We start from the raw sequence: 19695 nt of genomic DNA, 5'->3' as shown, positions 1-19695 counted from the left end.
GCGCTTTTTAGCGTTTGGTTCGCCAGGTCGGGGGCCGCTTTTCCAAAAAGGCTTTCAGCCCTTCCTGACCCTCCTCACCGGTACGGATCTTCGCGATCGTCTTCACCGTCTGTTTCGATGTCTGGGTGATCCCAAGACCGTATGTCTCTTCTGTAAGTACTTTGAGCGTCGCCTGGGCGTGCGGCCCCCCTTCCAAGAATAGGTTCACCCATCTGTCGACGGCCGCATCCAGCTCGGAATCTGGAACGACCTCTTGCACCAAGCCGATCCGAAACGCTTCCTCCGCCGAAAATTTCTTCGCTGAGAGACCATATGTCCGGAGATTCGCCACGCCGATCTTTCGCGTAACAAACGGACTGATCACCGCCGGGAGAATTCCGAGGCGAACTTCGCTGATGCTAAGGAGCGCATCGGAGGCCGCGATCGCCACGTCGACACCCGAGATCAGCCCCACGCCTCCACCGAACGCCGCGCCGTGAACCCGTGCAACGGTCGGCTTTGGGAAGCGATACAAAGCTCCCAGCATTTCGTGGAGATCTCGAGCGTCTTTTTCATTCTCCGCCGCGGAGAAATGAATCGATGATTTCATCCAATTGACATCGGCGCCCGCGCAGAAATTCTTGCCTTCACCGCTGAGAACCAGGACGCGAACCGCCTCCTCGCGCGCAAGATTCGAAAATGCTTCGCTCAACTCACGTATCGTCCGGGCGTCGAATGCGTTATGAACCTCCGGACGATTCAGCTTCACAAAGGCGACGGGGCCGTTTCGTTCGATTTCAAGCGGGATCTGTTCCATCGGATTTCTCTGGATCTTTCGTTTCAATTTAGGCGAGCATGGCCTTCTTGTGCTCGGGCGTTCGACGCATCGGCCTCCAGCGCCAGCGCGAAAGCCTTTTGCGCCTCCTGGATCTTTCCCGTTTTCTCCAAGGATTCGCCTCGATAAGCTAGCGCCTCCGCCCGCCAATTGTTCATCAGATCGAAGAGATCGGACGACCGCCCAAAAAGATTGGCCGCCTGATTGAATTGGCCGGAGCGAAACCGGGTGACTCCGAGGTAGAAGTACGCAAACGGATTCGAGCTGTCGATTTCAACCGCGCGCGAAAAATGATAGGCGGCGCGTTCGTAGAGGTTCTTGGTCAATTCTTTCCTCCCTTCCTCCACCACACGCATCGACGCCGCCCGGCGGGGGTCGCTTTCGTGCTCCGCCATCTCCCCAATCGGAACCGCCGTCGGCTCCACCTGCGGCCCGGTTTTGACACAACCCCCAACTAAGAGAAGGGTTGTGCACAGCCCCACGATGCAAAGACGGGAACTCCACAAAAGAATGAAGTTGGGTGGCGAGATGGAGATCCCCGAGGCCACGCGCAGGAACGAGCATGGCCTTGGGAGCTTCCATCGAGACCGGAGCCCAACTTCATTTTTTCGAAACATTCTCACTTGCATCGTGGGGGCTGTGTACCCTTCAAAAACGCTTCTTTCAAACTCTCCCCCGACCCACCGACACACCCTTTCATTCGGTCGACGGTAAACCATTCGATATCCGGCGGAATAAGAAACGGTTCCCTTGGCAACCGGCGTAGAGCCTCTTTCATGAATCGGATCCAAATGGGGAGGGCTCCGGAAGCCCCGGTCAGCCCGGTCGGTGTGCCATCGTCGAGTCCCACCCACACAACCGCAAGGAGCGAAGGAGAATAACCGATGAACCAACTGTCTTTGTAATCGTCCGTCGTGCCGGTTTTTCCCGCCAAGTCTCCGGTCAGACCGGCAAGCCTCGCTCCGTATCCTGTGCCTCGGTCGATCACGCCTCGGAGGACGTTTGTCACGAGATATGCGATCTGAAGCGGAAGCACGCGCTCAACCTCCATCGATCGTTGCGTAAGCCGCGCGCCGTCTTGTGCTACGACCGCCGTCACGGATTGCGGGTCGCTGCGCAGGCCGGCGTTGGCGAATACCGTGTACGCCCGGGCGAGCTGAAGCGGCGTCACTTCCATCGTGCCGAGAACGATCGACGGAACCGCCGCGACTTTTGGAAACCCAACCTTCTGAAAAAACTGCGCTACACGTTCCAGGCCCACGCCGGCCGCTAAATTGATCGTCGCAACATTCAGCGATCGCTCGATCGCTCCGCGCAGCGTCGTGCTTCCCGCATAGACATCTTCGTAATTTCGAGGCGACCACTCTTTACCCGAAAACGAAAAAGTCGCCGGCCGGTCATCAAGAATCGTCGTTGCCGTCGCTTTTGGCACCTCCCCTCCCTCGTCGGGCATCAGAGCGGTTGCCGCCACGAACGGCTTGACCGCCGAGCCGGGTTGGCGGTTCGATTGCACGGCCCGGTTAAACTGGGTCTGTTCGTACGACCGACCGCCGATCATCGCTTTAATCGCGCCCGTCTGGGGATGAAGCGCGATCAATGCCGCTTGAAGAGGTTTGTCCCCGAGCGGAGGAACATCCTTTCGCTTCTTCCTTTTTCCTTGTGCCTGCACAGCAGCCAAACCCTCCGACACAGCCTTCTCCGCACTCGCTTGAAACGTCGGGTCGAGCGTCGTGTAGATCTCATAGCCCTCCTCCGCCAGCTGCGCCGAACTGTATCGCTCGCCGATCTCGTTTTTGACGTAGTCCATAAAATAAGGCGCCCGGCGTTCGTCTCCGGCCTTCCCGCGAGGCTCGATCGGCTCGCGATCGGCCTCCGCGAACAAATCCTTCGAAATTTTTCCGTTCTCGAACAGAGCGCGAAGAACGAGGGCGCGTCGTTCTCTCGCGGCACCGGGCTTCGTGTAGGGTGAATACAATCCGGGAGAACTGGCGAGCCCGACGAGAAGAGCTTGCTCTCCCAGCGTCAGGTACGCGACCTGCTTCGAGAAATAAAAACGCGACGCCTCACCATACCCATGAATCGACGTCGCGCCCCGCTGACCGAGGTAAATTTCGTTCACGTACGCCTCGAATATTTCGTCTTTTGAGTAGAGGATTTCAACGACAACCGTAAAGATAGCCTCCCGGATTTTCCGCCAGAGCGAGCGCTCCGGGGAGAGAAAGAAATTCTTCATCAGCTGTTGAGTGAGCGTACTTCCCCCCTGCGTGACTTTCCCGCCCTGGAGATTCGACCACGCCGCCCGCGCGATGCCGCGAAAACTGATTCCGTGATGTTCGTAAAATTTCCGGTCCTCCATCAGGAGAATGGCTTCGCGCATCGTGGAGGGAAGATCGTTGAGCCGGACGACCGTCCGCTGCTCCCGCTGCGCGCCGAAAATTTCCCCCACCGGCTCCGGCTCTAACGTGAACGTAAAAATCTCTTCCGATCGGCCGTCGCTTTCTTTTCGTTGAAGGGAGCGGATGGTTTCACCGGTCAGATCGATTTCAAGGGTCTGGGCTGGATGCTCGCCGACCGCGTCGCGAAATGCGCGAACGCCAATTTCAATCGACCAACTCGATTTCTTCCATTGCCCGACCGCTACGGGTTTGCGCTCGGTCCGGGCATACCCCAGACGACGAAAATAATCTTTAAGGTCGGCTTCAATCAGCGGCGATCCGGGATATAGAATCCATGGAGAGGCATACACGCGCGAGGGGAGCTTCCAGCGCGCGCCGCTCATCTTCGCGGAGACGAGATGTGCGGCGTACAACGCATACAAGAAGATCACCACCGTCGTCGCGATGGCGATCCGAACCATCAGGCGACGGGCGTTTTGAACCGGTCTCATAAATACCTTCTGCTCCGACCGTCAGTTTGCATCGCTGGCTTCGCGTCCTCGGTCCGATCCGCCTGCGACGTACGTTCTACGTACGCCTCGGCGTCTCGGCCCTGCGGTTGCGAAGCCCGCTCGCATCCTGACGGTCTCGCAACGAACGTATTTATGAGACCGGTTCCCGCCTTCGCCCGTTCACTGACTTAAACTATTCCGTCACCGACGCAGCGGACGGAGTTTCCTTCGCGGGCGGTTCAGTCGTGGCCGGCTTCGTTTTCGCCACGTCGCGATCACGCAGTTTCGGTGTCAAAACGATTTCGATCCGTCGGTTTTGCTGCTTTCCTTCGGGCGTCAGGTTGGAAGCCACGGGTGAAAACTCGGAAAATCCGGCAGCCGCCATATTGGTGGCCGGCACCCCCGCCCCTGTCAGAAATTTCACAACGGACGTGGCGCGCGCTGTGGAAAGCTCCCAGTTGGTTGGGAACCTTTTCTGAAGCGAAGGCCCGAGCTGGACGTTGTCGGTGTGCCCTTCGACGACGATCCTTTTGTCCTTAACGCCCTTCAATACATCGGCCACTTTCTTAAGCGCCGCCCTACCCTCGTCCTGAATCTGCGCACTGCCCGAACTGAAAAGAATCTTGTCGATCATGTTCACAGTGAGCCGCCCTTCCATTTCCGAAATCTTCACCTTACCCGAATTAATCTCGTCCTTGAGCGAACTCATTAGATCTTCATAGGTCTTCGTTTTTTCTTCGAGCTCCAGTTTCGTCGTCGAAAGTGAAGCCAGCCTATCCTCACAGCTCTTCTTCGCCGAAGCGGTCGCGCTCAACTGCCCCTGGCAATCGTTCACCTGATCTTCCAGCGCGGTGTACTTCTCCTTTGAGACGCCACAGGCACAAAGACCAGCTGCCAAAACCGTCGTAATTAGCGTTCGAATCATGAAGGACCCTCCTGAATGGTTTTTAGCCCGAAAACAGCCGATAAACATACGCTCTCGTCAGGGGGACGCAAGTTGGAGATTCATCTTAAAACAGTAGTTAATTCGGTAAGTTACTGAATTTTGACGGCATGCGGATTGCACAGTCCGCACTTGGCGCTATTTAGGGGCAAAGACACGTGTGTAACTACCTGAAATTACGATCTGCGTGCTTTCGATGGCCGCAACTTCCCGGAATTCTCTTCTTGATTTGCGTCAGCGGCGTCGCACTGGCGACACCCTCCGTTCCAATCTCCAAGGGCAATGCTGAGGTCTTTACCCAGCTGTCCAAGGCCCAGAACGTCACGCTTTTGCGAAACTTCGAGGCGCTATCGCGCGCGCTCCCCGAGGCCGGCGCTTCCCATGAGGCTGGGGCACTGATTCGATCGCTCCGGGAGGCCATCGAACGAGGAGACGACGCGCTTGCCCTTACGGTTCGCACTCAAATCGAAACCCGAATGACGATCGAGACGGTTCGCGCTGGGCTCACGCAAGCGCGAGAGTACCTCGATCAGCAGGGGTTCAACTTCGGGCCATTGAAAGAACGGATCGAAAACTCCCTTAAGAACTTAAACGGACCGGTGAACCCAGAACATGCTGCAGAGGAGTTTCTGACGATCGATCAAGCACTCCGATACCACCAGAAGATTCCGGCGATGATCGAGGCGTACCGGAAGATGCCGCTCTATGACCGGCATGTGGAAGAAGAGTTTTGGCTCTTTGAGACAGAATTGACGAAGTATGGGGACGCCGCAACGATCGCCCGGTTTGAAGAACTGCTCAGCCGTCGTCCCGCGATCGTGACCCACTTCATGATCTCACTTCTCCCGCTGGGGGAGACAGCCTCCGAAATCTACCGGGGCGACTTTCACGTGAGCACGCTTCTCATGGACGCCGTGTTCGTGTTTCCGGCCGCAAAATTACTTCGTACCGCCGTGAAAGGAGCCAAACTCGGTGCAGAGGTGGCCAAGGCGGCTACGATCGCGAAGCAGCTCGAAACAGCCATCGAGCTTTACGACGATTTTGTCCGTTCCACCCGTGCCGGAAAAGCCTTCCGAACGTACGAGTTGGTCGCCCGACAGGTTCGAGCGCCGTTGATGGTGGGCTATCTCGGCTATTCCACCGCTGAGTTGGCGGCAAGTATGTACCAAAATCCAAACGGGTGGACCGGGTTTTGGGGTGTCATGCATGTCCTCTTTCTGCGCCTTGCGTATGTCGAACTTCGGGCCAACCTGCATTTCTACGAGCGCCTCCACCAGGTGGCCGTAGAAAACGGATACAGATCGGTTTGGAGCGCTTTGCGGGTCCAGGCCCAAAAGCAGCGATTCGGCTACGCCGTCATTCGCGATGCGGAAGGAAACTATGTCGTAGAGTTGGTCGAAGGGAAAAGTTGGTCGCGCGCATCTCCCGCCGGCAAACGGGCTGCGGTCCTCGAATCAGGGCGCGACGCCAACATCATTCCGATCCGGCAACCGATACCAAGGGAAATTGAGCGCGTTGACGTCGTAGGCCAGCAGATTGAGGTCGGCCTTAAAGCCACAGGCACCGGCGGTTCCACCGTTCCAGCTCTTATCAACCCGAACCTCTCCAAACCGATTTTGGCTTTGACCGCGGGAGGAAACGGGCAAGGCGGCGGGAACGGGGATGAAGGAAAAGTCGTGCCGCTAAAACGGCCTGAACGCGGTGAAGATCACGCGTCTGAAGAATACAAAGGCCCGCCCGAGGTCCCACGCGGACCCGGAGGAACGGAGCCACCCTTCGTCCCGCCGCAGGGTTACGGAACTCCCATGTTTGAAAAGTTTTGGGAATGGTACAAAACGCTCGGCCAGCGGCCTCAAGACCAACGCGTACGCCAGTTCGTAGACAATTTCCGGTTGAAAGACCGAAACATTCAGCGGAACCGGAGCGTCACCACGCAACGAATCAGAACCGACCTGCGGCACCTGGAAGGCGATTTGACGGTCGCCAGCGGGCTGATTACGAACACTCAAACCCATCGCGTGCGCCATTTTCGACTTGAGATCCGAGAAACAATCTCAAGAGGTCTTCAGCTTCACCAGGCCGCGTACTTCGAGTGGACAGGCGAGAACGTAATTGTTCATCTGCGGGAATTCTCCCCCAATATTCCTGCAACCTTGCTGAAAAATATAGATGCCGAAACCGTTAACGCCGCCAATTGGGTTTCCGATCTTCTTCGGCAAGGCGCTTCCCGCATGGCTGCGCCCCGCCTGGCTTATGCTCATGCTGTATCGAGCGCTCTGTTGCGTTCCGCGAAGCAGGGGAACCATCCTTTTACCATTGAACGATTAAGTCAGACGCTCAACGAAATATTGTCGGCCCTGCCAGCGGAAGTACAGAGTCTCCAGCGCCAAGAGCGGTTCGCCGAAATTCTTGCGCTCACTCACCTCAGTCGTTCCGCCAGCGAACATTTAAGTGAAACGTACGACCAGCTTTTGCAGAGCCTGGAAGAGCTCAGCCCAGAGGACGCCGGAATATTTGCGCGAGCCGTTCACTACGAGGCGTTTATGGCTGGAGAGTGGGTTGAGCAGGCCGCTGGAATTTCGTCTACCGCAATTCTGAACCCGAACCAGTATGAACGGATTCTCACCATCGATGCTTTGCACCAACACTTGATCCGACAAGGGGTCGTGCCGGTGTGGATCGCGAAAGGAGCTGAAAATTCGCCACGGCCCGGCCAAAACTTTGATTTCTATGCCATGACTCTTGCTAAAGAGATGGAGTCTTTACCCGGGGAGGCGCGGGTTCGATTAGCGAAATCACGGGTGTTCGACGGACGCGCCGGTCACGCTTTTTCAAGAATCATCAATACCTGGAACACAATTAGGAACCGCTTCGTGGTTAGTGGAAGATCTGTCCGCCCAAACATGGACCTCAATGTGACCGTATACGTCGACGTCATCACCCCGCATCGGTGGGTTCTATTGGTCGAACAGCCTTGGCGCTTCCTCGTGTTCGAATTCAACGACGCCGACCAAAGTTGTCGAACGTATACTTTCGACCGCGATGAGCGCCTGCGGCGTTACAAACTGACGAATCGAGCCCTTATGGGGCGTGTTTTGGAAGAAAGCTACCGGGAAGGTACGATGCTTCAAAACGGAGCATTCGACGAAAAAACGCAACGCGATCTGACTCTCTCCCTTGGAACTTCGCGCGAAGGTGCGTTGAGCACCCCGAGGGAAATCGATTATATCGAGAATCAGCTCACGTTCGCCGCCTATCCGCGGGAAACGTCATTCAAACAGCTTGATTTCTCAAACATGCGCGCCGCGGTGTTGGAGGCTTTTCCTCAAGCGACACTTCGTTACGATTACGCGAAAGACTGGAAAAGGGCGCCAAATGGGGACCACCAACCGTTTAAATACACGGGTTGGTTTGTCGGAAGAAAGTCAACGGCTAAGGATTACCAACAACTCGCCAGTTCGATTCGAAACGCGGATTCGTTAACCGTCATTGAAAATTCCGCGCAACTCAACCAACTACCCGAACACATCCAGAGTTTTATTCGACATCTCGGACTCGGATCGAGCCGGCGAATGTTTGAGATTTGGGCCGAAGTCAACGAGATGATCGCCATTAAACCTAAGGACGTCCCCCCGCCCGTGCTTGAAGGCCCTCATGTCTCGGAGTCGTCCAGCGCAGAATTTCTGATCAACCACAGCCGGGACACCGTGGTGGAGATTCACCAATACATTACGCCAGAAGGGGTCGCGGCCGCGCGGATTATCGAGACTCGTTTTTATATAACCGAGAATCAGATCATCTTGGAGAGCCAATTCCTCTCGTTCCCATGGCTGCACCCCTTGGGTGAAATTGCTGAAAACTTGAGAATGGCTCTTCAAAATTCCGCGAATCTCGTCATTCATCGGATCGAAGTGCCAAGAACCTGAATAAAGTGCAGCGCCTTCAGAACAGCCCCCTCCGGGAAACCAGCGAGCTCCCGACAATCTTCCAGTCCCCGCCCCGTTTCTCGAAATCGATCTGCAAATCGCGGGCCGCGAAGGGGGAGCCGAACAGGCGCTCTTTCTGGCTTCCTCGGAACCCGTCCACTTTGACTTTGGCCAATGCTCTCGCGCTGTTTCCCGCTTTTTCAATCTTGGATATCGCAGCGCGAATCTCGAGGCGGTCGTAAATGCCGAACATGCGTTCCAACCTGGGCTTTAACGTCTGCTTCTTATTCCCCGTATTGTCCGTGTAATCGTCAGTTACCTGTTCGATGACACGATCAAAATCCTTCCGTTCGGCCACAACACGCACATTCTCGACGATGGCGCGAACGGCCTTTACGTCGGACTCTTCGGAGCATGCCGTTGCCCCAATTCCTATAATGATTAGAATGCCGGCGGCAATGGATCGGGCCACGTTTCGAGCATACCACTTAACCGAAGCCCTCAAACTGACTTCGGTTCTGAATCTTTTTCCGGAAAAACCGTTCCGGGCCTCGGGCACGGAGGTCGTCTACCGGTTCGGCAGGGATCAATATCTGATCATTTATAACTTCGGCTCGATGGTCTGCTTCAATCTCGACCCTCCCCGGGAGGATCAGGCGTTATCGGTCATGCGCCAGTTTGTGTCACCTAAAGACGAGATCGTTACCAGCGAGGAATTTGTTCTGGAGATCGGCCCGCGGCTCAACGTGGAATTCCGCCGGGTGATACTGGACAAGCCGACGTTCGAAAAGATCCAAATCATCGCCCTTGTGCTGGCGCAGTCGACGGCCCTTGAATATTTTGAAAATCTGGCCAACCAAGCGCTTCAACAGTCCGGGACCATTTCGGAGATGCTGGAAAAAGAGGGAAAGATCGGAAAGAAGGATTCCGAGCTCGTCCGCTTCATCGGTTTCTGCTTGAACGTGAAACAGAAGGTGATCAGCTCGACGTATCTGCTCGATAGCCCGGAACCCACGTGGGAGAGTCAGGTGCTGGAGCAGTTGTACTTGCAGATGGCGGATATGTTCGAACTTCGGGAAAGATACCGGACGCTGGAATACAAACTCAAGATCGTTCAAGAGACCGTTGAGATCATCTCCGATCTCTCCCGTACTCGCAGTATGTGGTACGTCGAAATCACGATCGTCCTCCTGATCGCCCTCGAAGTGGTGCTTTTCGTCTACGAACTCGCCCGCTAATTGAACGCCTGAACTCGGCGGGAGGCGTGTCCTTATCGAGGCACGGCACGTCTCAAATCGATGCCGTCGGTTAAGCGGCTCTCCGTTCCATAGCCCTTACCAAATCGAATGTCGCTTGGAGGTTCATCCAAAGCTTTGGGGTGGTGCCCAAAGCCTTAGCTAAATCGAGGGCCGATTCGGCGGTGACTCCTCGCTTCCCCTTAACGAGTTCACAGGTCTTTTACGTTGAGGGAATACTTTTTGAGCAGCCGCTGGACGGACTTGCGGTCGATGCCGGCCTGTTTCGCCGCCTTCGAGATGTTCATATTGTTCTTGCGCAGGCACTCCACGAGGTAGTCGCGCTCGAAGGCTTCGATCCACTTTTCTTTGGCGTCTTTAAACGGCAGGCCGCCGTCCATGGCGGGGTGCGCCTGCGTAACGATGGATCGCTCTTGAATATAATCGGGGAGATGCTGCACATCGATTTCCGAACCGTCACAAAAACTGATGGCCCGGTCGATGGCGTTCTTGAGTTCCCGGACATTGCCCGGCCACTGATACTCACGAAGCAACCGCTGAGCTTCCTCACTGAATCCATGGACGTCGGGCTTATTTGAATCGTGCTTGGCGCCTTCAAAAAAGGCCTTGATCAAAAGAGGCACATCTTCCGGCCGTTTCCGCAACGGAGGAAGCTGGATCTGCACGACCGAGATACGGAAGTAGAGATCTTCCCGGAACCGAGCCTTTTTCACTTCATCCTTGAGATGCCGGTTCGTGGCGACCACGACGCGAACGTCGACCTTCTTCGGTCGATCCGCGCCGACCCGCTTCACTTCACCGGTCTCCAGCGCACGCAGAAGTTTCGGCTGCAGCTCCATGGAAAGCTCGCCGATTTCATCCAAGAATATTGTTCCTCCGTCGGCCAGCTCGAATGCGCCCTGCCGGGTCGTGGTGGCACCGGTGAAGGACCCCCGTTCATGGCCGAAGAGTTCCGACTCGATCAAATTTTCGGCCACCGCGCCGCAATCGAACACGATGAACGGATGGCGCGATCGCCTTGAATTCTGATGGATCGCCTTCGCGATCAGTTCTTTCCCGGTCCCGGTCTCTCCCTCGACCACCACGGTGACATTGGTCGGGGCGACCTTTTCCAGGATGCCGAAGATTTTCCGCATCTCGAGAGACTTCCCGATCATGTCTCCGTACTGTGTCTTCTTCGATGGGTAAATCTCCACCTGCTCATCCAGCGGTGTGAACTTGATCCGGGTTTTTCCGATCTTGATCACGGAACTGGCCGACAAATAGGCTTCCTTCACTTTAAGGCCCCCGACGAATGTCCCGTTGGTGGAACCCAGATCCCGCAACAAGTAACCGTCCTTGGTCTTGATGATTTCGGCGTGATTGCGGGAGACCGTCTCGTCATTGAGCCTTAAGTCCGACCCATCGGAGGTTCCGATGGAAATCGTCCCTTTATCGATGACGTAGTCATGGCTGCCGCCGTCCGGGCCGATGACAATCAATTTGCTCTTGGGGAGCAGGAGCATGGTGGGCTGTTCACCCGAACGAATCACCTTGGTTTCAGAACGTATCATGGGAGCTTCTCCTTCAGCTGGATTGGGACTTAAGTGCCCCTATGATACCCGATCATCCCCGCTCCAGCAACGCCCCACGAGGCATGCGTGTCTCAGAAATGCGGCCGCCGCGCCAAGTCGCCCGAATTTATTGGGACATCTGTGTCTTAAGAGGCCGCGCGCCACTGTTCGTGGAACGGTTCATTCATAAGATAGAGGAGGAGATCGTCTCGAACGATTTTGGCCAAGCCTTCCAGCCGCTCGAATCGAACGCCGATTCCGGATTTGCCTCCCTCAAAAAAAGCATCCCGCATCCGAATCACACGCGTGGTAACCGGCGCCTGGGCGGCTCGGTTGTTGAGCACAAACGTGAAAGGCGTGCCGATGGGAATCAATTTCTCGGTTTCGATGTACGCGCCGTCCCTCGAGAGATCGGTGACAAAACTAAAATTCAGCCCTTGGTCGTCCGCTGAAACGATGTTCATGCGCGTTCGGAATCTTCGCGTTCTTCGCCTTTCGTCCATTCGATGCTCTGTCTGGGCGTACTCTAATCCAGAAGCGTTCGCCGGTTCAAGGGGCCAAACGTCGCGAGAATGCTCAGGATTTGAGGCCTTGGGCGGCTACGGTCGTCCGGAAAACCTCCCACGTCTTCAGATATTCCAAAGCCCGTTTGAGCTGAATGTCCCCTTCCAAGTCCAGCTCAGTTGTCTTTTTTCCTTTCGGCTTTTCCGGCTCCTCTTTTTGGACCGGCCGAGGCGTTTCGAAGTGGCCTTTGAGGTCCTTTTCCCGAACGAAATTCGCGTCGTCCGGTTGCGGAGGAGGAACCGCCGAAACGACGATATCGGGCGTAATCCCCTTCGCCTGAATCGACCGCCCCTTCGGCGTGTAATAGTGGGCGATCGTCAGTTTCAGCCCCGATCCGTCGTCCAGATCGATGATCGTTTGCACCGAGCCTTTCCCGAACGTCTGCGTTCCGAGGATGACCGAACGTCCATGATCCTGCAGGGCGCCGGCGACGATTTCGGATGCCGAGGCCGATCCTTCGTTCACCAACGTGATGAGCGGGGAATACGGACGCGTCCCTTCCTTGTGCGCCATCTCCACTTCTTGAAAAGCCCCTTTCCTGCCGATGGTGGAAACGATGGCACCGGCGTCGAGGAATTCGTCAGCCACACGAATCGCTTGGTCCAACAGTCCTCCAGGGTTGTTCCGAAGATCCAAGATCACCCCTTTGAATGTGCCGCCCGCTTGTTTGAGCAGACGGTCGTAGTCTCGTGTCAATTCACGGGCCGTCTTTTCCTGAAACGCTTTGATTCGAAAATATCCGTACGATTTTTCGATCAGTTCCGAAGAGACGCTCTTGAGTTGAATCGTCTCCCGCCGCATGGAAACATCAAACGGAGCCGTCTGGCCCTCCCTTAGGAGAGTGAGCACGATTTTTGACCCGTTCGGTCCCCGCATTTTTTTTACGGCGTCCAGCAGCGACATTCCCTTCGTCGACAGTCCGTCGATCTTAACAATCTGGTCCCCGGCTTTGACGCCCGCGCGAGCGGCCGGCGTGTCCTCGATCGGCGCGACCACGATCAGGTTGTCGTCTTTCATGCTGACTTCGATTCCCAGGCCGCCGAATTCCCCTTTTGTATCGACTTTCATCTCGCGATAGCTGTCGGGCGGCATATAAACGGTATGGGGATCCAGGTCGTTCAAAAGTCCCTTGATCGCCCCGTCGAGAAGCTTGGAATTCGAAACATCCTCGACGTAATTCGCCTCGACGTAGCTCAGCACCTTCGAGAGAACCTCGAGCTTTCGAAATGTTTCATCGCTCTTGGCCCAAGCGCCGGGCAAAAGGAAAAATACAGCGATCAACAAAGCCAACATCGATTTCATGGGAGTTCCTTTCATACGACTTGTTCTCGGAAGTTATCGTTCATGAGCAAACCAAGGCCACGGATCCTGGGAAATTCCTTTGTACCGGAGTTCGAAATAAAGATAAGCCCCCTTCAAGGAACTGGTGTCGCCCACTTCCGCGATCGGTTCTCCGACCGCCACCACGTCACCGGCCTTTTTGAGAAGTTTCGAAGCGTGCGCATAAAGAGAGAAATATCCACCCCCGTGATCGAGAATCAGAATCTTACCATAGCCGGTGAACCATCCCGAGTGGACGATCCGACCGTCAAATACGGCGCGGATCGGCGCGCCCGTTTTCGCCCGCAGGTCGACCCCCTTGTGATGAACGGTGGTCTTGAGCCGCGTATCGAGATACGGGCCGAAGGATTGTTCCAGCGCGCCGCGCACCGGAAGCGGGAGCTTGCCCTTCATTTGGGCGAAGTGAGATTCCTGTTCCGCCCGCGCCGCTTCCAACGTTTTGACCAAACGTTCCAGATCCTTCGCCGCGTCCTCCAGCTCCCGAATGCTTCGTTTATAAAAATCTTGCTGGCTTTGAACCATGGCCAACATTTGATTCCGGACGGCGCGCTCACGGTCCAACTCCGACTTGTTCCGACTTAGATCGGACAAGGTTTTTTCCTGGCGCCGGCGGTCCGATTCCAGATTTCTTTGCAAACTCTGCAGCTGGCGTACGCGATCTTTGTACTGATCCACCCGTTCCTGGTCGTAGGCGAGCCACTGGCGGACGAGGCGATTGCGCCCGCGCAAATCCTCGAGTGTCCCGGCGGCGAGGTAAAGGTGGAGATAGTTGGGAGTTCCTCCCATATACATCCGCCGCAGGCGGCGGCCGATCTCCTCTTGCGTGGATTCGATCTGAAATTTCAATTGTTCCACTTCGGTCGATGTGGCCCGAATATCCCTTTCGTTTTCGACCTCTTCCATTTCCAATCGTGAAATCTCCTCCGCAAGTCCATCCAATTTCCGGGAATCTTGATCGAACTCCCGGAGTAGCGCGCCTTCCCGGCTCGACAGATGCTGTAGATGCAGGCGCTGTTCGGAAAGTCTCTTTTCAAAATCACCGACACTCTTTTGCTGCGAATTGACCCGAGGTTGGGCTCCAACCGCCGGCGCAACCAAGAGCAGAAACATCCATGCCGCCCCCATGCGCCTCATGTGCGTAAGAACCTACCGGTGGCGACCGCGCTTCCGACGACACCGATCAAGCCGCCGGCCAAGACGGCGGCGATCTGAAAATGAACGGAGGGCGGCTTGACGATCAGTTGAACGAAACTCCCGATCTCGGAAAAAAGATGAATCTGCAGCAGCAGCAGAAGAAGTCGGAGACCTCCCAGCGCCAACAAGGCTCCGATCCCTCCTTGAATCAATCCTTCCAAAAGAAAGGGCACGCGAACCTGAAAATCGGTGGCTCCGACGAGGCGCAGAATTTCCACTTCATCGCGCCGCGAATAAATGACGAGGGCGATCGTGTTCGCGACGACAAAAATCATCGCCAACGCCGTGGCCATCCCAAGCGTCCACATCAGCCAATCGGCCAGGCCGAGCAAACGGACCCAGCGACCCACCCATTCCCCGCCGTCGTCCACCGCTTCGACGCCCGGCAAGGTCTTCAATTCGGCGGCGAGGCGCTGAATTTCACGCAGGTCTCGAAAATCGGGATCAAGTTCCATTTCAATCGATGCGGAGAAGGGATTCTGCTTCAGCGAGGCGACCGCTCCTTTCAGATCCGGATTCTGTTCCACAAAGATCGCGCGGGCCTCCTCGCCGGACCGAAACAAACAGCTCTGGACATAGGTTCGCCGGCAATAGGACGTTTGAATCTTCGGGATGTCCGCAATATCCCGGCCCCGCTCGTAGAAGGCGGAAACATGGGTTCGGGCGTGCGATCCGACCAGAGCCGATTTGGCGTTGTAAAAGAAAACCCACGTCCCCAGAATGATGAGAAAAGCCACGCCGATCGACACCGTGGCGACAAAATGGAGCAGAACCGTGTTCCGGATGGAATGAAACGCCGAGGCGACCAAGTACCCTGCGATCCGGAGCGCTTTCATACCTGAATCAATTTCCCTTCATGAAGGGCGACTTCGCGCCGTCGAACGTGTTCCACCAACCGCCGGTCGTGCGTGGCCAGTAGGATCGTGGTTCCGCGGAGGTTGATTTCGCGGAGCAACTCCATGATTTCCATCGTCAACTCCGGATCGAGATTTCCGGTCGGCTCATCCGCCAACAAGATTTTCGGGTCGTTGACCAGCGCGCGTGCGATCGCCACACGCTGTTGTTCCCCGCCCGACAGGCGGATCGGCATGCTCCGCGCCCTCGGGTCCAGCCCCACCAAACGGAGAATGGTCATGACCCGGTGCTCGATCGTAGAGCGGCGGAAGCCGAGGATCTGGAGCGTAATCGCCACGTTGTCGAAAACCGTCCGCGTGGAAATCAATTTGAAATCCTGAAAGACGACGCCGATCGAGCGGCGAAGTTGGGCGACATGATGCCGCCGAAGGCGCACGACGTTCCGGCCGTCCACCAGGATTTGGCCTTCGTTCGCGCGTTCGGCGCAAAAAATCAGCTTGAGGAGGGTCGTTTTCCCCGCGCCGCTCGAGCCGGTCAGACAAACGAATTCTCCCTTTTCAATTTTGAGATTGATATCCGTCAACACCGCCGTATCCCGCTGATACGACTTGTAGACATGGAACATCTGAATCATGGCTTCGTCTGCTCTTGACCCAAAAACTCCAGGATGAGTTCATCCAATGTTTTTTCCGCGACACCGGACGTATCAAGCGTGGGCACGGCCGCCGCCGGGGTCACCGATGCCGGCCTCCGGTAAGGACGCGGCGCCGTGGCTGGCGGAGGCACGGCGGGACGTTGTCCCAGCGGCGGAATCGGGCCCGAAGGCCGGACCGGTGCAGTTGCAGAGGAGGGCGGCGGAAACGGTTTCGCGGCGGGCGCCGGTTTTACACCGGGTGGTTCGCCGGCGGGCGGACTCGTTGGTGTCGACGGGCGTACGGCGATCGGAGCCCGAACCGCCGGTTGTGCCGCCAAGAAACGAAGTGCGCTCCGGATTCGGCCGTGCACTAAATCCTTCATCATTTCTTTGTGCTGATCTTTCATCATGCTCAACACAATCTCTTGCAGACTCGGAACGGCGGCAAACTTTTCGTAGCTCCGTTTGCGCGTGGCCAAAATATTTCCGCCGACATAGAGGTGGGTCACGACGACAGGATTGCTCAATCCGTTGTCTTCGGTCTGAACGTGGAACAATATCCCCTCGTGGCGAATATTATGGTTAAAGCCCGGCAACATCGGGAACGGATGTTACCACTCTCAAACGGATTCTTCATGAAACGTGACGCAGCATGGGTCGCACTTCTGAGGTTGGTGATCCAGGCATTCCTCTTCCTCTCCGGCTTTCGGGTTCTGAGCGTGGACGAATATCTCCGCGTTTCGGTAGCGGTGCAGACGGCGAAGCATTGGGCCTGGTTTCCCGATCCATTCTTCCTCCCGGCCTATTTTTGGATTTACTCCGTACCTCTGCGCTTGGGGCTAACGGTTCAGACGAGTGCCGTGGGTCTGACCATACTTTTTTCCGCCGGCTGTTCATCCCTTTTTTACCTCTGGTTGCGGCGAATGACGGCAAGCCGGGAAACCGCTTGGACAGGCTCCATCCTCTGGTCGCTTCAACCGGCCGTCTTGTGGTTGGGGGGCGTTCCTCTTTCCGAAACGCTTGGACTCTTCCTCCTCCTCGGCGCGCTTTACGGTTGGTCCGGAGCGTCGAAATGGAGCCGTTTCTTGAGCGCTTTCTGTCTCGGCATCGGCTCCCTCGTACGCTACGAGGTTTGGCTGACGGCCGTAGTGCTGTCGATCTTCGTCTGGTTTGAAAAGACGCGACCCCGTAAGGAACGATTGGCCCGCTCGTCCATCGGCGTGAGCGGGATTCTTCTCTTTCTCATGTGGCGAGGATTGCAAGCCGATCCGCTCGGACCGATCCGAATGGTGCAAGCGGCTGCTTTCGTGCATCTCACGCCCAGCACCATCGCAGATCGTCTCTTTTGGTTTGCCGTCGGTACGTTTCCCCTCGTCGTTTTTGCATTCGTGGCGGTCGCCTCAGGGCTTCTCCGGCGACATATCCGCGTTGCTCTTTCACTCATGGTTCTCGTCGTAATCGCGTTGAGTTTCCTTCCCCTTTTAACCCCCCTCTTCAGGCTTTCGCATTATCCGCTCGTGTTTCCGGAACGCCTCATCCTCATCCCGTGCACATTGCTGACCGGACTCGCTTTTATCGCCGCAGACCGTTGGATTCTTCAAATCACGAGGCCGTTAAGAATGGCGCTGCTCGTTTCGATCGGTTTGATCTTTTGCGGCCTGGCCGCTTTCCCGCCGGCTGAAGTCCAGCCCGAAACGATCGATGCCGCAAGACAACTCAACTCTATTTTGAAAACGATGACACATGAGCAGCGGGTGCTGGTGGAACGAAAAGATCTCGGATGGACGGCGCTCTGGGGACTGACGAACGGAGACCCGCGAATCGTGTTTGATCGGCCGACCCTTCGAACTCCTCCGCCTTGGAAAAGCAGAGCTGAATCCGATTGGTGGGGTCAGTTCCCCTGCGTGGTTTGCACGCTGTCGTCTTCGAAAAACGGCGCGGCCGCATTCCGATCGCTGCCCCCCCGCACGTGGAAGCTTCGGTGGTCCGCAGGTAAATACACCCTCGCCTGTCTCACGGACGAGGCCCAATCGGGTTCCTCACATCCACATGGCCCCACAACGTGTCCCGATCGCTCCCTTCCATAAGAATCTTCACCGCTTTCACTCCGGAAATATTTTCGGTCAACGTCCGGACGATCGACTGGATCGTCAGAATCTCCATCTCCGCCCCCGTGGGCGGAGCCTCGGCGAACGACGCCGGCATGTCGAGGTAGAGCGTTTGGTTTTCATCCACGAACACATGTCGCGGGACGGTGTTTGCGGCAAGAATCGGCAGAGCGGTGTTGCTGGGAGGAGATGAGAAGGCTGAAAAGAGAGCTTCGACCCACTTTTGGAGATCGGCCCTGCGGTCCGGCAGTTCAACGGAAAAAAGATCGATTCTCGATAGATCTCTCGCTGGAAGATAAATGGATGCGGTGATCGTCGCCTCGGTCGCCGGCGTAACGGCCGCAGGGGGTTCTCCGGCGGGCGCAGACTCGCGCGAATCCTGGTCGCCGAAGCGGAGCAGCTGCCAAACGGCGGCCGAGAACAGAACCGCCACCAGCAATAAGATCATGAGACCTTTTGACAGGGCTTCTCCTTTTGGTACGGTCTGTCGTACCGGTTTCCCATGAAATTGAACGTTCTCAAGCTTGTTCTCGATGCGGGCCTTGTCGTCAAGTTCGTCCTGTTCCTGCTCATCGCGTTTTCGATCATTTCCTGGGCAATTATTTTTCACAAGCGCCGCGTTTTGCGCCGTTCCCGCAGAAACTCCGAGAAATTCTTGGAAGAGTTTTGGAACCAGAAAAATATGGAAACCGCCTATCGAAAAGCGAAGGAGATGACGTATTGCCCGGTCGGCGCCGTGTTTGCGGCCGGATATCAGGAACTTTTGAAAGCGAGGGAAAGCGCCGGCGGCGCCAAAGTGCAACTCAAGCCGGACGAGGTGGCGGGAATTCTGGAGAACGTGGAGCGCTCGTTGCGGCGGACCGCGCTTGCGCAACAGGCGATGCTGGAACAACGGGTGACTTTCTTGGCCACGACGGGAAGCTCGGCGCCGTTCATCGGCCTGTTCGGGACCGTCTGGGGCATCATGAATTCCTTTCTCAATATCGGCGCCTCAGGGGCGACGAATCTCGCCGTCGTGGCGCCGGGAATTTCCGAGGCTCTGATCGCGACCGCCGTCGGCCTTTTTGCGGCCATACCCGCCGTCATCGGGTACAACTATTGTGTCGCTCACATCCGCTCGTTGCAGCGGGAGATGGACACGTTCACCAACGACTTCCTCAACATTATCAAGCGCCAGCTCGGCGCCGCATGAACGATGGCGATTTCCACCCGTAACGACCACGGGCCGCTGTCGGAGATCAACGTCACGCCTTTCGTCGACGTCATGCTGGTGTTGCTGGTGATCTTTATGGTCACGGCGCCCTTGATTCAGCAACAAGTGGACATCGATTTGCCGGCCACCAGCTCAAAGAAATCCGTCGCCGTCACCGAGCAAGATGTGGTTCTCACGATCGACAAGAAGCAACAACTTTCGATCGCGAAAACCAAGGTGGGCGTGCAGGACCTGTCGGTCAAACTCAAAGAAGTGTTCCGGAACAAGCAGAAAAAGGAGATCTACCTCCGGGCCGATAAAACCGTGCCGTACGGCTTTGTCGTCAAAGTGATGGCGCTGGTGAAAAACGCCGGGATCGACCGGATGGGGATGATCACGGATCAGGAGAACGACGGGGGTTGATCGTG

At 56.4% G+C, this 19695-nt stretch carries 18 protein-coding genes; 5 read left to right on the top strand and 13 right to left on the bottom strand.

The window, feature by feature from the left end; translation table 11 throughout:
• Positions 1-7 precede the first annotated feature (7 nt).
• The 4 genes from VI895_04005 to VI895_03990 all read right to left on the bottom strand — a co-directional run bounded on the left by VI895_04005 (position 8) and on the right by VI895_03990 (position 4626).
• Positions 8-796 (bottom strand): enoyl-CoA hydratase-related protein, encoded by a 789-nt coding sequence (locus VI895_04005; protein HLG18967.1) that lies wholly within the window; start codon positions 794-796, stop codon positions 8-10.
• A 23-nt stretch (positions 797-819) separates the two neighbouring features.
• Positions 820-1362 carry a hypothetical protein gene (locus VI895_04000; protein ID HLG18966.1) on the bottom strand — a complete coding sequence of 181 codons (543 nt, stop codon included), beginning with the start codon at positions 1360-1362 and terminating at the stop codon, positions 820-822.
• A 71-nt stretch (positions 1363-1433) separates the two neighbouring features.
• On the bottom strand, positions 1434-3701 hold the full coding sequence (locus tag VI895_03995; GenBank protein HLG18965.1) for a PBP1A family penicillin-binding protein: 2268 nt from the start codon (positions 3699-3701) through the stop codon (positions 1434-1436).
• Between the two features lie 193 nt (positions 3702-3894).
• Positions 3895-4626 (bottom strand): OmpA family protein, encoded by a 732-nt coding sequence (locus tag VI895_03990; GenBank protein HLG18964.1) that lies wholly within the window; start codon positions 4624-4626, stop codon positions 3895-3897.
• A gap of 176 nt (positions 4627-4802) precedes the next feature.
• On the opposite strand from VI895_03990, the gene VI895_03985 reads away from it, so the two are divergent.
• Positions 4803-8570 (top strand): hypothetical protein, encoded by a 3768-nt coding sequence (locus VI895_03985; protein HLG18963.1) that lies wholly within the window; start codon positions 4803-4805, stop codon positions 8568-8570.
• A 16-nt stretch (positions 8571-8586) separates the two neighbouring features.
• Here VI895_03985 and VI895_03980 read toward each other — a convergent pair whose 3' ends face one another.
• Entirely contained in the window at positions 8587-9042 is a 456-nt protein-coding gene (locus VI895_03980; GenBank protein ID HLG18962.1) for a hypothetical protein, read from the bottom strand.
• On the opposite strand from VI895_03980, the gene VI895_03975 reads away from it, so the two are divergent.
• Positions 9017-9808 (top strand): RMD1 family protein, encoded by a 792-nt coding sequence (locus tag VI895_03975; GenBank protein HLG18961.1) that lies wholly within the window; start codon positions 9017-9019, stop codon positions 9806-9808. The two genes, VI895_03980 and VI895_03975, sit on opposite strands and share 26 nt — an antisense overlap.
• Before the next feature lie 209 nt (positions 9809-10017).
• Here VI895_03975 and VI895_03970 read toward each other — a convergent pair whose 3' ends face one another.
• From VI895_03970 to VI895_03940, 7 genes are all read right to left on the bottom strand, one after another.
• Positions 10018-11379: a sigma 54-interacting transcriptional regulator gene (locus tag VI895_03970; GenBank protein HLG18960.1), complete on the bottom strand. Its 1362-nt coding sequence runs from the start codon at positions 11377-11379 to the stop codon at positions 10018-10020.
• A 146-nt stretch (positions 11380-11525) separates the two neighbouring features.
• Entirely contained in the window at positions 11526-11882 is a 357-nt protein-coding gene (locus VI895_03965; protein ID HLG18959.1) for a PilZ domain-containing protein, read from the bottom strand.
• A gap of 73 nt (positions 11883-11955) precedes the next feature.
• Positions 11956-13245 carry a S41 family peptidase gene (locus tag VI895_03960; protein HLG18958.1) on the bottom strand — a complete coding sequence of 430 codons (1290 nt, stop codon included), beginning with the start codon at positions 13243-13245 and terminating at the stop codon, positions 11956-11958.
• Positions 13246-13278: 33 nt separating this feature from the next.
• Positions 13279-14418 carry a peptidoglycan DD-metalloendopeptidase family protein gene (locus VI895_03955; GenBank protein ID HLG18957.1) on the bottom strand — a complete coding sequence of 380 codons (1140 nt, stop codon included), beginning with the start codon at positions 14416-14418 and terminating at the stop codon, positions 13279-13281.
• Entirely contained in the window at positions 14415-15314 is a 900-nt protein-coding gene (locus VI895_03950; protein HLG18956.1) for a permease-like cell division protein FtsX, read from the bottom strand. Before VI895_03950 ends, VI895_03955 begins: the two co-directional genes overlap by 4 nt.
• Positions 15311-15967, bottom strand: coding sequence for a cell division ATP-binding protein FtsE (gene ftsE, locus VI895_03945; GenBank protein HLG18955.1), 657 nt, complete (start codon positions 15965-15967; stop codon positions 15311-15313). The genes VI895_03950 and ftsE overlap by 4 nt, the downstream gene beginning before the upstream one ends.
• A complete protein-coding gene (locus VI895_03940) occupies positions 15964-16524 on the bottom strand; it encodes a hypothetical protein (GenBank protein HLG18954.1) in 561 nt (186 codons plus the stop codon). The genes ftsE and VI895_03940 overlap by 4 nt, the downstream gene beginning before the upstream one ends.
• Before the next feature lie 78 nt (positions 16525-16602).
• Between VI895_03940 and VI895_03935 the strand changes: the two genes are divergently transcribed.
• Positions 16603-18054 (top strand): hypothetical protein, encoded by a 1452-nt coding sequence (locus VI895_03935; GenBank protein HLG18953.1) that lies wholly within the window; start codon positions 16603-16605, stop codon positions 18052-18054.
• Here VI895_03935 and VI895_03930 read toward each other — a convergent pair.
• Complete coding sequence (locus tag VI895_03930; GenBank protein HLG18952.1) at positions 17981-18523, bottom strand: GerMN domain-containing protein; 543 nt, start codon at positions 18521-18523, stop codon at positions 17981-17983. The two genes, VI895_03935 and VI895_03930, sit on opposite strands and share 74 nt — an antisense overlap.
• A gap of 54 nt (positions 18524-18577) precedes the next feature.
• Here VI895_03930 and tolQ point away from each other — a divergent pair, with 54 nt between their 5' ends.
• Both tolQ and tolR read left to right on the top strand, forming a co-directional pair.
• Positions 18578-19267, top strand: coding sequence for a protein TolQ (tolQ, locus tag VI895_03925; protein HLG18951.1), 690 nt, complete (start codon positions 18578-18580; stop codon positions 19265-19267).
• Positions 19268-19270: 3 nt separating this feature from the next.
• Entirely contained in the window at positions 19271-19690 is a 420-nt protein-coding gene (gene tolR, locus VI895_03920; protein HLG18950.1) for a protein TolR, read from the top strand.
• Positions 19691-19695 lie beyond the last annotated feature (5 nt).

The sequence above is a fragment of the Bdellovibrionota bacterium genome, assembly GCA_035292885.1.
Taxonomy (GTDB): domain Bacteria; phylum Bdellovibrionota_G; class JALEGL01; order JALEGL01; family DATDPG01; genus DATDPG01.
Note: the sequence above shows the minus strand (reverse complement) of the source record. Positions and strands in the feature narration are given on the sequence as shown.